The sequence below is a fragment of the Arsenicicoccus sp. UBA7492 genome (assembly GCF_002479615.1).
GTDB classification, from domain to species: domain Bacteria; phylum Actinomycetota; class Actinomycetes; order Actinomycetales; family Dermatophilaceae; genus Arsenicicoccus; species Arsenicicoccus bolidensis.
Window position 1 is genome coordinate 1 of sequence record NZ_DLOE01000021.1, and the last position, 13,957, is coordinate 13,957.

At 70.8% G+C, this 13,957-nt stretch carries 12 protein-coding genes and 2 tRNA genes; 3 read left to right on the top strand and 11 right to left on the bottom strand.

Annotation, left to right across the window (positions count from 1 at the left end; translation table 11 throughout):
- On the top strand, window positions 1-540 hold a 540-nt coding region (locus B4E97_RS05010; protein WP_286958934.1), incomplete at its 5' end, for a hypothetical protein.
- A gap of 49 nt (window positions 541-589) precedes the next feature.
- Here B4E97_RS05010 and clpX read toward each other — a convergent pair.
- From clpX to B4E97_RS05050, 8 genes are all read right to left on the bottom strand, one after another.
- The gene (gene clpX / locus B4E97_RS05015; RefSeq protein WP_029211170.1) at window positions 590-1,879 is read right to left on the bottom strand and encodes an ATP-dependent Clp protease ATP-binding subunit ClpX; all 1,290 of its coding nucleotides are present in this window, start codon (window positions 1,877-1,879) and stop codon (window positions 590-592) included.
- 227 nt (window positions 1,880-2,106) lie between these two features.
- On the bottom strand, window positions 2,107-2,772 hold the full coding sequence (locus B4E97_RS05020) for an ATP-dependent Clp protease proteolytic subunit (RefSeq protein ID WP_019287791.1): 666 nt from the start codon (window positions 2,770-2,772) through the stop codon (window positions 2,107-2,109).
- Between the two features lie 34 nt (window positions 2,773-2,806).
- Window positions 2,807-3,433 (bottom strand): ATP-dependent Clp protease proteolytic subunit, encoded by a 627-nt coding sequence (locus B4E97_RS05025; RefSeq protein ID WP_019287790.1) that lies wholly within the window; start codon window positions 3,431-3,433, stop codon window positions 2,807-2,809.
- A gap of 273 nt (window positions 3,434-3,706) precedes the next feature.
- Window positions 3,707-5,449, bottom strand: a complete 1,743-nt coding sequence (gene tig / locus B4E97_RS05030) for a trigger factor (protein WP_286958935.1) — start codon at window positions 5,447-5,449, stop codon at window positions 3,707-3,709.
- Window positions 5,450-5,673: 224 nt separating this feature from the next.
- Window positions 5,674-6,312, bottom strand: coding sequence for a CoA transferase subunit B (locus B4E97_RS05035; protein WP_019287788.1), 639 nt, complete (start codon window positions 6,310-6,312; stop codon window positions 5,674-5,676).
- Window positions 6,313-6,315: 3 nt separating this feature from the next.
- Window positions 6,316-7,116: a CoA transferase subunit A gene (locus B4E97_RS05040; protein WP_029211659.1), complete on the bottom strand. Its 801-nt coding sequence runs from the start codon at window positions 7,114-7,116 to the stop codon at window positions 6,316-6,318.
- 104 nt (window positions 7,117-7,220) lie between these two features.
- A complete protein-coding gene (gene pcaF, locus B4E97_RS05045) occupies window positions 7,221-8,429 on the bottom strand; it encodes a 3-oxoadipyl-CoA thiolase (protein ID WP_286958936.1) in 1,209 nt (402 codons plus the stop codon).
- 92 nt (window positions 8,430-8,521) lie between these two features.
- Window positions 8,522-8,598 (bottom strand) — tRNA-Pro (locus B4E97_RS05050).
- Window positions 8,599-8,735: 137 nt separating this feature from the next.
- Between B4E97_RS05050 and B4E97_RS05055 the strand changes: the two genes are divergently transcribed.
- A tRNA-Gly gene (locus tag B4E97_RS05055) sits at window positions 8,736-8,809 on the top strand.
- A 106-nt stretch (window positions 8,810-8,915) separates the two neighbouring features.
- Here B4E97_RS05055 and B4E97_RS05060 read toward each other — a convergent pair.
- From B4E97_RS05060 to B4E97_RS05070, 3 genes are all read right to left on the bottom strand, one after another.
- Window positions 8,916-9,131, bottom strand: coding sequence for a hypothetical protein (locus B4E97_RS05060; protein ID WP_239261686.1), 216 nt, complete (start codon window positions 9,129-9,131; stop codon window positions 8,916-8,918).
- 243 nt (window positions 9,132-9,374) lie between these two features.
- On the bottom strand, window positions 9,375-9,854 hold the full coding sequence (locus B4E97_RS05065; RefSeq protein ID WP_286958937.1) for a ribose-5-phosphate isomerase: 480 nt from the start codon (window positions 9,852-9,854) through the stop codon (window positions 9,375-9,377).
- 271 nt (window positions 9,855-10,125) lie between these two features.
- A complete protein-coding gene (locus tag B4E97_RS05070; RefSeq protein ID WP_037215674.1) occupies window positions 10,126-10,719 on the bottom strand; it encodes a DSBA oxidoreductase in 594 nt (197 codons plus the stop codon).
- Between the two features lie 235 nt (window positions 10,720-10,954).
- Here B4E97_RS05070 and pepN point away from each other — a divergent pair, with 235 nt between their 5' ends.
- A complete protein-coding gene (pepN, locus tag B4E97_RS05075) occupies window positions 10,955-13,534 on the top strand; it encodes an aminopeptidase N (protein ID WP_286955512.1) in 2,580 nt (859 codons plus the stop codon).
- Window positions 13,535-13,957 lie beyond the last annotated feature (423 nt).

The following is a 13,957-nucleotide window of genomic DNA, read 5'->3' on the forward strand; positions in this document are numbered from 1 at the left end:
CACTCCACGGGACTCTTACTCACCCGCTGCCTCGTCGAGGCGCGATCCACCTCCGGGTCCCAGCTCGCGGTCCGCCTGCTGGGGATGCTGTGCGCCTGGGTCGTCCCCCTCGTCGCCGCGAGCGCCCACCAGCTGTCACCGGTGGGCTTCACGCTGGTGGTCCTGGGTGCGGTGATCGCGGCCGTCCGTCCGGAGCCCGCCGGTGGACCCGTGGCGCTGGCGTCGCTGGCGGCCTACCTGCTCGTCGCACCGCAGGACCCGGCGTCGCCGGTGGTGCTGCTGGTGGCAGGACTCGTGGTGGTGCACGTGGCCTGCGTGGCCGTGTCGACGACCGCGCCGAGCCCGGCGCGGCTGGACCCCCGCCTGGTGCGGCGCTACGCCGAGCGCTGCGTCGCGCTGACGGCCGTGGCGGCGATCACGTGGGGGCTGGGCCTGCTGGCGAGGTCCGTCCTGCCGGTCGCGCCCGTCGCCGTCGTCGCCGCTGCCGTGCTGGGGGTCGCCGCTGTGGCCTGGGTGACGACCAGCAACCGCTCGCGCTAGAGGTCGGCCGCCCCAGGCCGGGCGACCGTCATACCGGCTGGTCTGCCGGTCAGGCGGATTCCTTGCGCCGCTTGTCGGTCGCGCGGACGACGACGGGCGTGGCGCCCTCCTCGACGGTCTCGCGGGTGACCGAGACCTCGACGATGTCGTCGTCGGAGGGCACGTCGAACATGACCGGCAGGAGGATCTCCTCCATGATCGCGCGCAGGCCGCGGGCGCCGATCCCCCGCGCGATGGCCTTGTCCGCGATCGCGTCGATGGCCTCCTGCGTGAACGACAGCTCCACGCCGTCGATGTCCAGCATCTTGCGGTACTGCTTGACCAGGGCGTTGCGCGGCTCGGTCAGGATCCGCACGAGGGCGGACCGATCGAGCTCGTCGACCGTGGCCACGACGGGCAGGCGGCCGATGAACTCGGGGATGAGGCCGAACTTCATCAGGTCGTCCGGCTGCAGGTCGGCGAACCGCGGCGCCCCCGCCTCGCGCTGGGCGGCGATCGACGCCCCGAAGCCGAGGCCACGCTTGCCGGCCCGGGCCGTGATGATCTGCTCCAGGCCGGCGAAGGCGCCACCGACGATGAACAGCACGTTGGTGGTGTCGATCTGGATGAACTCCTGGTGCGGGTGCTTGCGCCCGCCCTGGGGCGGCACGCTCGCCGTGGTGCCCTCGAGGATCTTGAGCAGCGCCTGCTGCACGCCCTCGCCCGACACGTCACGGGTGATCGAGGGGTTCTCCGACTTGCGGGCGATCTTGTCGATCTCGTCGATGTAGATGATGCCCGTCTCGGCCTTCTTGACGTCGTAGTCGGCGGCCTGGATGAGCTTGAGGAGGATGTTCTCGACGTCCTCGCCCACGTAGCCGGCCTCGGTCAGGGCCGTCGCGTCCGCGATGGCGAAGGGCACGTTGAGCATGCGCGCCAGGGTCTGGGCGAGGTAGGTCTTGCCGCAGCCGGTGGGGCCGATCATCAGGATGTTGGACTTGGCGATGTCCACCTGCTCGTCGCCGCGCTTGGTGGCCGACGGCCCGGTGGCGGACCCGGCCGCCCCGGCGTTGATGCGCTTGTAGTGGTTGTAGACGGCGACCGCGAGGGAACGCTTCGCATCCTCCTGGCCGATGACGTAGGACTCCAGGAAGGTGAAGATGTCGCGGGGCTTGGGCAGCTCGTCGAGACCGGAGTCAGGAGCCTCGGACAGCTCCTCCTCGATGATCTCGTTGCACAGGTCGATGCACTCGTCGCAGATGTAGACACCCGGGCCCGCGATGAGCTTCTTGACCTGCTTCTGCGACTTGCCGCAGAAGGAACACTTCAGCAGGTCTCCACCGTCGCCGATGCGTGCCATCTGCCACCTCCACCTGTGCGAGACCGCCCCGTCCGGGCCGGTCCTGGACCGCCGACGCGCGAGCGTCGTCTTCTAGGACGGTACCTGGGACGACCCGCCCCAGCACCTGTTATCCCCTGCGCGTCACGGCAGGGCCCCGGGAGTTCAGCCGACAGCAGAATGCCCCGGTCGCGCCTCGGGCTGCCCGTCCGGCGTCGCCGGTCGGGCAGCCCGAGGGCTGGTCCAGCTCAGTCCAGCGTCGCCTTGCGGCTGGTCAGGACGGCGTCGATCAGGCCGTAGTCCTTGGCCGCCGCGGCGGAGAGGATCTTGTCGCGCTCGATGTCGTCGCGCACCTGCTCGGGGGTGCGGCCGGAGTGCTGCGCCAGCGTCTCCTCGAGCCAGGTCCGCATGCGGAAGATCTCGTTGGCCTGGATCTCGATGTCGCTGGCCTGACCACCGCCACCCTCGACGGCCGGCTGGTGGATCAGGACGCGGGCGTTGGGCAGGGCGTAGCGCTTGCCCGGCGCACCGGCGGCGAGGAGCACGGCCGCGGCCGAGGCGGCCTGGCCCACGACGAAGGTCTGCACGTCGGGGCGGATGTACTGCATGGTGTCGTAGATCGCGGTCATCGCCGTGAACGAGCCACCGGGGCTGTTGATGTACATCGTGATGTCGCGGTCCGGGTCCTGGGACTCGAGCACGATCAGCTGGGCGATGATGTCGTCGGCCGACGCGTCGTCCACCTGCACGCCGAGGAAGATGATGCGGTCCTCGAAGAGCTTGGTGTAGGGATCGGTCCGCTTCATGCCGTAGGAGGTGCGCTCCTCGAACTGCGGCAGGATGTAGCGGCTGGTGGGCATGACGGCACCGGGCTGGCCGGCAGCGCCGTGCATGGGCTGGGGGTGCTGGATCATCTGGGTCTCCGAGTGGGTCTTGTCGGTATGGCGATCAGGCGTCCGTGCCGCCGCTGCCGGGCGTCTGGACGGCGCGCTCGAAGACGTGGTCGACGAAGCCGTAGTCCTTGGCCTGGGCCGCGGTGAACCAGCGGTCGCGGTCGGAGTCGGCCGTGATCTTGTCCACCGGCTGGCCGGTGTGCTCGGAGATGAGCTCGGCCATCTCCTTCTTCATCGCGAGCAGCAGCTCGGCCTGGATCTTGACGTCCGTGGCGGTGCCGCCGATGCCGCCGAGGGGCTGGTGCATCAGGATGCGGGCGTGCGGGGTGGCGTAGCGCTTGCCCTTGGCCCCCGCGGACAGCAGGAACTGGCCCATGGAGGCGGCCATACCCATCGCGACGGTGCAGACGTCGTTGGGGATCCACTGCATGGTGTCGAAGATCGCCATGCCGGCCGTCACCGAGCCGCCGGGGCTGTTGATGTAGAGCCAGATGTCCTTGTCGGGGTCCTCGGCCGAGAGCAGGAGGAGCTGGGCGCAGATCGCGTTGGCGTTGTCGTCGCGGACGTCCGAGCCGAGGAAGATGATGCGGTCCTTGAGGAGCCGCTGGTAGATGTGGTCGTCGAGACCGCCCTGGGGCGCGGCCGCTGCGACCGGGGTCGCGGGGACGTTGCTCTGGCTCACCGTGAGTCTCATCTCTCTGTCGCACTGGGGTGGCGCCCGGCCGGTGGACCGGCCTGGAGCGTCGCTTGCTGATGACACTAACGCCCGGCGCCGACACACCCTTCCCGTCGGGGCGCGTGTTCGCCGTGAGCGCACACCGCCTCGCCCAGCGCGTGAGCCACGCGACGGTGCGCTGCCGAGGCGGGACCGAGGGGATCTGGGACGGCGTGGAGCCCGCCACCTCTCGGTGACGGGCTCCTCGTGGAGTGCGGCCCGCGAGGCGGGCGTGCGGGATCAGGCGTCCGCGGCGTCCTCGTCCTTGGCAGCAGCCTTCTTGGCCGGGGCCTTCTTGGCGGGGGCCTTCTTGGCCGGCTTGCCCTCGGAGGCGTCGTCGGTCTCGTCGGCCTTGGCGGCAGCCTTCTTGGCGGAGGCCTTCTTGGCCGGCTTGGCCTCCTCCTCGGAGCCCTCGGCGGCGGCGTCGGTCGCGTCGGAGTCCTTGGCGGCAGCCTTCTTGGCCGGCGACTTCTTGGCGGGAGCCTTCTTGGCCGGCTTGGCCTCCTGCTCGGAGCCCCCGGCGGCGGCGTCAGCCGCGGCGGCGGCGTCGGTCGCGTCGGCCGCGTCGGCGTCCTTGGCAGCAGCCTTCTTGGCAGCAGCCTTCTTGGCCGGAGCCTTCTTGGCGGAGGCCTTCGTGGCCGGCGCGTCGTCGGAGCCCTCGGTGTCGTCGGAGGAGCCCGAGTCGTCGGAACCCTCGTCGCCGTCCTCGACCTCGACGTCCAGGTCGGACAGGTTGACCACGTTGCCGGAGGCGTCCTTGATCGTGATGTCCTCGAGCACCGTGGCGAGGGCCTTGCGGCGAGCGACCTCGCTTACCATGGAGGGCACCTGGCCGTTGGAGTCCATGATCTGGGCGAACTGGTTGGGGTCCATGCCGTACTGCTGGGCCTGCATCACGAGGTACTCGATGAGCTCCTGCTGGCCGACCTGGACCTCGCGCTCCTCGGCGATGGCGTCGAGGAGGAACTGGCCCTTCATGGCCTCGCGGACGTTCTTGGCCACCTCGTCGCGGTGCTCGGCGGTGTCGTGGCCCTCCTCGGAGCACTCGGCGAAGTGGGACTCCACCTCGGCCTCGACCAGCGACTCGGGCAGCGGGATCTCGATCGTCTCGAGCAGCTGGGCCAGGACCTTGTCGCGGGCCTGGGCGCCCTGCTCGAACTTCTTGGCGCGCTCGGTCTGCGCGGTCACGTCGGCGCGCAGCTCGTCCATCGTGTCGAACTCCGACGCCAGCTGGGCGAACTCGTCGTCCAGCTCGGGGAGCTCGCGCTCCTTGACGGACAGGACCGTGATGGAGATCTCGGCGTCCTGGCCGGCGCGGTCGCCACCCGCGAGGGGGGCGGTGAACGTCTTGGTCTCGTCGGCCTTGACGCCGACCAGCTGGTCGTCCATGCCCTCGAGCATGTTGCCGGAGCCGATCTCGTAGGAGACGCCCGAGACCGAGTCGATCTCCTCGCCGTCGATGCTCGCCGACAGGTCGATCGACACGAAGTCGCCGGTCCTGGCGGCGCGGTCGACGCCCACGAGGCTGCCGAAGCGCTCCTGCAGCTGCGCCAGGTTGGCGTTGACGTCCTCGTCGGTCACCTCGACGTCGTCGACGTCCACGGTGATGCCCGTGAAGTCCGGCATCTCGATCGCGGGGCGGACGTCCATCTCAGCGGCGAAGGCCAGCTGCTGGCCGTCCTCGAGGGGGATCTCGGTGACGTCGACCTCGGGCTGCGAGAGCGGCTTGAGGCCGGTCTCGTCGATGGCCTGGCCGTAGAACTGCGGGAGCGCCTCGTTGACGGCCTCCTGCAGGACGGCGCCCTTGCCGATGCGCTGGTCGATGATGCGGGCGGGGACCTTGCCGCGACGGAAACCGGGAACCTGCACCTGCTGGCCGATGGTCTTGTACGCCGCGTCGATGCTCGGCTTGAGCTCCTTGAAGGGGACCTCGACGGTCAGCTTGACCCGGGTCGGGCTGAGGTTCTCGACGGCACTCTTCACTGCGGTTGCTCCAAGGTCTGTGCTAGAGGTCTGGGGGCCCTCGTCGGCGCCAGACCGCCACGCCTCGGTGGAGTCTGGGGAGGCGGCCGGCGACATCGACAAGGGGCCTCGGCCGAACCGAGGCTCTCGACATGCTATCGGCTCGCCCCGCCTATCCCTAACGGTCGTCCCGGCCGGGCCCGACACGGTGGTGCTCGGGCCCGGGCGAGGTCGGGCAGGTTCGGTCAGGTCAGGTCGACCGTGAAGTCGCAGCCGGTCTTGTCGCGGATCTCGTCCTCGGTGACCCCGTCGAACAGCTCGCGCAGGACCAGGCCCTCCGCGGTGACGTCGAAGACGCACAGGTCGGTGATGATCCGCTGGACGACGGCCTTGCCGGTGTAGGGCAGCGTGCACTCCTTCAGGATCTTGTGCGCGCCTCCCTTGGCGGTGTGCTCCATCAGGACGATGACCTTCTTGGCGCCGTGGACCAGGTCCATCGCGCCGCCCATGCCCTTGACCATCTTTCCGGGGATCATCCAGTTGCTGATGTCGCCGTGCTCGGACACCTGCATCGCACCGAGGATCGCGGCGTCGACCTTGCCGGAGCGGATCATCCCGAAGGACGTCGAGGAGTCGAAGTAGCTCGCGCCCTTGCGGACGGTCACCGTCTCCTTGCCCGCGTTGATGAGGTCGGGGTCCTCCGTGCCCTCCACCGGGTAGGCCCCGGTGCCGAGGATGCCGTTCTCGGACTGCAGGACCAGCTCGACGTCGTCCGCCACGTAGTTGGGGACCATCGTCGGCAGGCCGATCCCGAGGTTGACGTAGTCGCCGTCGTGCAGCTCCTGGGCGGCACGCTCGGCCATCTGCTCACGCGTCAGCGCCATGGCTCACGCCTCCTTCTGCTGCTGGTCGGCGGTGGCTGCGGGACGGACCGTGCGGCGCTCGATGCGCTTCTCCGCGGCCTCCTCGGGCGTCAGCGCGACGACGCGCTGGACGTAGATGCCCGGCAGGTGCACCTCGCCCGGGTCGAGCTCGCCGGGCTCGACGAGCTCCTCGACCTCGGCGATCGTCACGCGACCGGCCATGGCGCACACGGGGTTGAAGTTGCGGGCGGCCTCGCGGAACACGAGGTTGCCGTGCCGGTCGCCGCGCCACGCCCGCACCAGGCCGAAGTCGCAGGAGATGGCCTCCTCCAGGACGAAGGTCTTGGGCTCGCCGTCGACGTCGAAGACCTTGGTCTCCTTGGGCGGCGAGGTCTTGACGACCTTGCCGTCGGCGTCGTGCAGGAGGGGCAGGCCGCCCTCGGCGACCTGGGTGCCGGACCCGGTGAGGGTGTAGAAGCCGGCGATGCCGGAGCCCCCGCAGCGGAGCTTCTCGGCGAGCGACCCCTGGGGGGTGAGCTCGACCTCCAGCTCGCCGGTGAGGTACTGCCGCTCGAACTCCTTGTTCTCTCCGACGTAGGACGCCTGGATGCGGCGGATCTTCTTGTCCGCCAGCAGGATCCCCATCCCCCAGTCGTCGACGCCGCAGTTGTTGGAGACCAGCTCGAGGTCCGTGGCCCCCTGCTCGTGCAGGGCCCGGATGAGCACGCTCGGGATGCCGCACAGACCGAACCCGCCGACCGCCAGCGAGGCTCCGTCGCCGATGTCGGCCACGGCCTCCTCGGCGGAGGACACCACCTTGTCCATGTCTTTCCTTCCTCACTACGTCGTGACGGATGTCGTGCTGGATGTCGTGATGGATCTGCGGGAACCCTATCGGCGGCCCGGAACCCGTCTCGGTCAGGGGCCTGTCAGGGGCGGGAGAGCAGCATGGCGACGCCCTGACCGACGCCGACGCACATGGTGGCGAGGGCGTGGTCGTGCCCGTCGTCGGCCAGCGTGATCGCCGCCGTCAGCGCCAGGCGGGCCCCGCTCATGCCGAGCGGGTGGCCGAGCGCGATGGCCCCACCGTGCGGGTTGACGTGCGCCGCGTCGTCGGGCAGCCCGAGGTCGCGCAGGACCGCCAGGCTCTGGCTGGCGAAGGCCTCGTTGAGCTCGATCACGCCGACGTCGTCCAGCTCGACACCCCTGCGGGACAACACCTTGCGGACGGCCGGGACGGGCCCGTAGCCCATCACCCGGGGGGCCAGGCCGGCAGCGGCGGCGCCGTCGATGCGGGCCAGCGGCTCCAGGGAGAACCTCTCGACCGCGCTCTCGCTGGCGACCAGCAGCGCCGCGGCGCCGTCGTTGACCCCGCTGGCGTTGCCCGCCGTGACGGACCCACCTGGGAACAACGGCCGGAGCCGACCGAGCGTCTCGAGGCTGCCCAGGCGGGGGTGCTCGTCGGTGTCGACGACCGTGGGGTCGCCCTTGCGCTGCGGGATCGTGACGGGCGCGATCTCGGTCGCGAGCCGGCCGCTCGCGATGGCGGCGGCCGCGCGCTCCTGCGAGCGCTGGGCGAAGGCGTCCTGGTCCTCGCGGCTGACGCCCCAGTCGTCGGCGACGTTCTGGGCGGTCTCGGGCATGCTGTCCACGCCGTAGCGGTCGCGCATGGCCGGGTTGACGAAGCGCCACCCGATCGTCGTGTCGTGGACCTCGGTGCTGCGGCTGTAGGCGCTCTCGGCCTTGGGCATCACGAACGGCGCCCGGCTCATCGACTCGACCCCGCCGGCCACGTAGAGGTCGCCGTCACCGGCGAGGATGCCCCGGGCCGCCGCCGCGACCGCGTCCAGGCCGCTCGCGCACAGGCGGTTGACGGTGACCCCGGGCACCTGCTCCGGCAAACCGGCCAGCAGGGCCGCCATACGGGCCACGTTGCGGTTGTCCTCGCCCGCCTGGTTGGCGCAGCCCAGGACCACGTCGTCGACCTGGTCCCACGCCACCGAGGGGTGGCGCTGCACCAGGGTGCGGATCACGTGGGCCGCGAGGTCGTCGGGCCGGACCGGGGCGAGCGCTCCGGCATACCTGCCGATCGGGGTGCGCACGCCGTCGACGATGTATGCCGTCCTCGCTGCCGTCATGCCCCTAGCCTGCCACGGCCGAGCGGGCACCGCAGACGGGGGCTGCCAGGATGCGCGAGGGCCCGCCGGAGCCGTCCGGCGGGCCCCCGCGGTGGTCGGGCTGACAGGATTTGAACCTGCGACATCGTGCTCCCAAAGCACGCGCGCTACCAAGCTGCGCCACAGCCCGTGAAGCCTCGATCCTACCGGTCCCGACCGCGGGCTCGGGACGCGTGACCGGCGGGGCGGGGTGTCGGATTTCCCGCGGGCCCGGTCGGCGAACTACCCTGTGCAGTGCTCGTCCTGACGGATCCCGTCGGGCGACCTGCGGGTGTAGCTCAATGGTAGAGCCCTAGTCTTCCAAACTAGCTACGCGAGTTCGATTCTCGTCACCCGCTCCAGCCCGCCCCGCCAGGCGGCACGAAGGCCCGGTCACCTCTCCTCGGAGGGCGGCGGGGCCTTCGTCATACGGTCAGCTCGACGGCCGGTGGCCGCCGGTGGGAGGCGTCAGAGCCGGCGGCGGTCCAGCATCGTCCAGAACGCCCCGACAGCAGCGACCAGGCCGACGAGGGACGCGAGCGCGAACGGCGCCATCCCCATGACGATCGCGACGACCGAGGCGAGGGCGAGGAGCACCCCCAGCGCGACCAGGGCCGGGACGACCAGCCAGGTGAGGACGGGGGCCTGCGGGGTGCGGGTGGAGTGACCGGCGTGGACGGCCATGGGGACTTCCTCAAGGACGGGGAGCGAGCGGGCTGTTCGCTCTCCACTAGAACAGACTGCGAGACGCTACGTGTCCGAAACACCCGAACGAGATGCGCCGTTCGCCTGACCTTCACCCGGACGGTCCGGTGCAGGAGGGACAGTTCGGACAGGGTCTGGACACGCACCGTGACGACGCGGGTGGGGTCCCAGCCGCCACACCCGTCACATCCGTCACACCTGACGTGAGGGTTTGCCATGCGGTCAGCGCGCGCTCTCGGGCAGCTCGGGCAGCTCCCCCGACGCCTCGTAGTGGTCCAGCATCGCGATGCGGCGGGCGTGGCGCTCGACCCCCGAGAACGGCGTGGCGACGAAGGTGTCCGCGATCGCCAACGACTCCTCCGGCGTGGTGAAGCGACCGCCGATGGAGCAGACGCGCGCGTCGTTGTGCTCGCGCGCCAGTTCGGCCAGCTCGGGGTTGTAGCAGAGCGCGGCACGCACGCCCTCGACCTTGTTGGCGGCCATCTGCTCGCCGTTGCCGGAGCCGCCGAGCACGAAGCCGAGCGACGCGGGGTCGGCCGCGACGGCCTCGGCGGCGCGCAGGCAGAAGACGGGGTAGTCGTCCTCGGCGTCGTAGACGAAGGGGCCGTGGTCGGTGACCTCGTGGCCCGCGTCGCGCAGGTGGGTGATCAGGGCGGTCTTGGCCTCGAGGGCGGCGTGGTCGGCGCCGATGTGGATGCGCATGGCGGGTCTCCTGCGGGGGTGCGGGGTGCGGGGTGGTGTGCGGGGCCGGGGTGCGGGGTGGTGTGCGGGGCCGGGCTGAGGTGCGGTGGGGTAGAGCCTGCTGATGGACCTACCGGGGGTAGGTCCATCAGCCTGGCGAACGGAGGCCGGTCGATGCCTCTACCGGCGGTAGGTGTGTCGGCCGGGGGCGAAGGCGGGCGGATGTGCCTACCTCAGGTCGTCACATCCGCCTGGCGTGCGAAGTCGGGCGGATGTGCCTACCTGAGGTAGGTCAGTCGAAGATGGGGCCGACGTCGCGCGTGCGCTTCAGCTCGAAGAAGCCGGGCGTCCCCGCGACGAGCACGCACCCGTCGAAGAGCCGCACCGCGTCCTCGCCCTTGGGCGCCGGCGACACGACCGGGCCGAAGAACGCCACGCCGTCGACGTTGATGATGGGGGTGCCCACCTCGTCGCCGACCAGCGAGATCCCGCGCTCGTGCGAGGCGCGCAGGGCGCGATCGGTCTCGTCGCCGGCGGTCGGCGCGGCATACGACGCGAGCTCGGCCGGCAGACCGACCTCGGCGAGGGCGTCCTCGACCACGACGTCGAAGTCCTTCTCGCCCTCGAGGTGGATGCGCGTGCCCATCGCGTCGTACAGACGCTTGACGACGTCGTCGCCGTGCTCCCGGGCCGCCGCGATGATCACGCGGACCGGGCCCCACGCGCGGTCCATCAGCGCGCGGTAGTCCTCGGGCAGGTCGCGGCCCTCGTTGAGGACCGCCAGGCTCATCACCGACCAGGTCACGGTGATGTCCTTGGCTCGCTCGACCTCCATGAGCCACCGGGAGGTCATCCAGGCCCAGGGGCACGCGGGGTCGAAGAACATCTCGACGGACGGGGAGCCGCTCTGGGGAGCCTGCGGCTGGGTGGTCTGCGGCTGGGTGGTCTGCTTCGTCTCGCTCACCCCGCCATCCTGCCAGCACCCGCCCCGCCCCCGCGCGGCACCGTATGACGACCTCGCCGCGATCCGCAGGGACGGCGTGCGGGATACCTGCAAGGATGGAGCGGCCATCCGCTCCCCCGTGCTCCGGGGCGCTCCAGCACCACCGAAAGGCCCCACCGTGCCAGGCACCAACCTCACGCGCGACGAGGCGCGTGACCGGTCCCAGCTCGTGAGCGACGTGACCTATGACGTCCAGCTCGACCTGACGACCGGTCCCACGACCTTCAGCACCACCACCACGGCACGGTTCGGCGCCGCGGAGGAGGGGGCGAGCACGTTCATCGACTTCATCGGCACCTCGGTCGAGGAGATCGTCCTCAACGGCGAGTCCCTGGCCCCCGCGACCCATGTCGCCGACGCGCGGATCACGCTGCCCCGCCTGCAGGCTCGCAACGAGCTGACCGTCCGAGCGACCGGGACCTACATGAACACCGGCGAGGGTCTGCACCGGTTCGTCGACCCGGCCGACGGCGAGGTCTACCTCTACACGCAGTTCGAGGTCCCCGACTCGCGACGGATGTTCGTCGTCTTCGAGCAGCCCGACATCAAGGCCGAGTTCACGTTCACCGTGACGGCGCCCGCGCACTGGCAGGTCATCAGCTGCTCCCCCACCCCCGAGCCCACGCCGGCCCCGCGTGCGGACGGCGCCGCCGGCTCCACGCCGGCCGCGACCTGGGCCTTCGAGGCGACCCCGCGCATCTCGTCATACATCACCGCCTTGATCGCCGGGCCGTATGACGTCGTCCGCGACACCGTCTCGACCCGCGCCGGCGAGATCCCGCTGGGGATCTTCAGCCGGCGATCCCTCACGCCGCACGTCGACCACGCCAACCTGTTCGACTGCACCAAGCGGGGATTCGCGTTCTTCGAGGAGGAGTTCGACCAGCCGTTCCCGTTCCCCAAGTACGACCAGATCTTCACGCCGGAGTACAACATGGGCGCGATGGAGAACGTCGGGGCGGTGACCTTCCACGAGATGTACGTCTTCCGCGCCAAGGTCTCCGACGGCCTCGTCGAGCGCCGCGCCCTGACGATCCTGCACGAGCTGGCGCACATGTGGTTCGGCAACCTCGTCACCATGACCTGGTGGGACGACCTGTGGCTCAACGAGTCCTTCGCCGAGTGGGCGTCGACGACGGCACAGGCCGAGGCGACCCAGTGGGAGTCCGCGTGGACGACCTTCGGGACGGCGGAGAAGGCCTGGGCCTACCGCCAGGACCAGCTCTCCTCGACCCACCCGATCGCCGCCGACATCCGCGACCTGCACGACGTCGAGACCAACTTCGACGGGATCACCTATGCCAAGGGCGCGTCCGTGCTCAAGCAGCTCGTGGCCTACGTCGGTCGCGACGCCTTCCGCGACGGGATCCGGGCGTACTTCGCCAAGCATGCGTGGGGCAACACCACGATCGGCGACCTGATGGCCGAGCTCGAGGCCACGTCCGGGCGCGACCTCGGTCGCTGGCAGGAGCTGTGGCTCGAGCAGGCCGGCGTCAACACGCTGACGCCGGACCTCACGCTCGGCTCGGACGGCGACGGGGTGATCGAGGCCGCGGCGATCGTGCAGACCGCCCCCGAGGACTTCCCCGTGCTGCGGCCGCACCGCCTGGCTGTGGGGTGCTACGAGCTGCAGGGAGACTCGCTGGTCCGCGTCGCGCGCCACGAGGTCGACGTCGACGGAGAGCGCACCGAGCTGCCCTTCCTCGTCGGCCGGCCGATGCCCGACCTGCTGCTGGTCAACGACGACGACCTGGCCTACGCCAAGCTGCGGCTCGACGAGCGGTCCCTGGCCACCGTGATCGAGCACCCGCGGGCGTTCACCGAGTCGCTGCCCCGCTCCCTCGCCCTCGCGACGGCCTGGGACATGACGCGCGACGCGCAGATGCGGGCGCGGGACTACATCACCCTGGCGCTGCGGGCCGTCGACGGCGAGACGGACGCCACGCTGCTGCGCGTGCTCCTCGCCCAGGTCTCCACCGCGCTGGCGGCATACGTCGCTCCCGGCCATCGCGACAGCGCCCGGGAGACGGTGGGGGCCGAGCTGCGGCGCCTGGTCGAGACGGCCGCGCCCGGCAGCGACGCCCAGCTGCAGCTGGTGTCGGCGCTCGCCGCGATCACGCGCCGCCCCACGGACCTCGACCTGATCGAGGGCCTGTATGCCGGGCGCCTCTCCCTGGACGGTCTCGCCGTCGACACGGACATGCGCTGGACCCTGCTGACCGCGCTCGCGGCGGCGGGACGCGTGGGTCGGGCCGAGGTCGAGGCCGAGCTCGAGCGGGACCGGACCGCGTCCGGGCAGGAGCACGCCGCGGTGGCCGTGGCCGCGCTCCCCACCGCTGAGGCCAAGGCGCAGGCCTGGCGCCGTGGCGTCGAGGACGCGTCGGAGTCCAACACGATCGTGGGCGCGACCGGGCAGGGCTTCGGCCGGGTCCACGACGTGACGCTGCTGCAGCCCTATGTCGAGCGGTACTTCACGATGCTGCGCGGCATGTGGGAGCGGCACTCGTTCGCGCTGGCCGAGGTGGTGGCGGGCGCGTTCTATCCCATGCCGCTGGCGGACCGGTCGCTGCTGGACGCCACGGAGGCCTGGCTCACCGCCAACGCCGACGCCCCCTCCGGGCTCGTGCGGGCCGTGGCGGAGCACCGCGACACGGTGGCGCGGGCGCTGCGGGTGCAGGCGCGCGACACCACCGCCTGACCTACCGGCGGTAGAGGCATCGACCGGCCCTCGTTCCCCAGGCTGATGCCTCTACCCCCGGCGGGTCTTGCGCCGGGGGCAGAGGGGGCCGGGTGGCCAACGTCGTGGTCTGATCCAGCTCGCCGAGACGGCTGGGTTCTCACCGGATCCTGTATGCCGAGCCCCACGCCATCCGCGCGCCCGGCGTGCACAACTGCTGCACATTGCGGGTCCTGGATGGCGAATTCCGTTGTGCCGCAACGACGGGTCATCCGGCGTCGCCCCCATGTGCAGCAGTTGGGCACCGATCCCGCTGCCGTGCGGAGGGCTGCTCGGCATACGGGCTCAGGGAACAGCGGCAGGTGAGCCGCAGGATCCGCCTGCCTTGGTCACGCCGACCGACCTTGGTCACATCGGCCTGGTGTGCGAAGCCGGGCGAATGTG

Coding starts and splice junctions, on each gene's coding strand:
- B4E97_RS05020 (WP_019287791.1), bottom strand. CDS start 2,772: ATGATCCAGCACCCCCAGCCCATGCACGGCGCTGCCGGCCAGCCCGGT.
- pcaF (WP_286958936.1), bottom strand. CDS start 8,429: ATGACGGCAGCGAGGACGGCATACATCGTCGACGGCGTGCGCACCCCG.
- B4E97_RS05040 (WP_029211659.1), bottom strand. CDS start 7,116: ATGGACAAGGTGGTGTCCTCCGCCGAGGAGGCCGTGGCCGACATCGGC.
- B4E97_RS05070 (WP_037215674.1), bottom strand. CDS start 10,719: ATGTTCTTCGACCCCGCGTGCCCCTGGGCCTGGATGACCTCCCGGTGG.
- clpX (WP_029211170.1), bottom strand. CDS start 1,879: ATGGCACGCATCGGCGACGGTGGAGACCTGCTGAAGTGTTCCTTCTGC.
- B4E97_RS05035 (WP_019287788.1), bottom strand. CDS start 6,312: ATGGCGCTGACGCGTGAGCAGATGGCCGAGCGTGCCGCCCAGGAGCTG.
- B4E97_RS05060 (WP_239261686.1), bottom strand. CDS start 9,131: ATGGCCGTCCACGCCGGTCACTCCACCCGCACCCCGCAGGCCCCCGTC.
- B4E97_RS05065 (WP_286958937.1), bottom strand. CDS start 9,854: ATGCGCATCCACATCGGCGCCGACCACGCCGCCCTCGAGGCCAAGACC.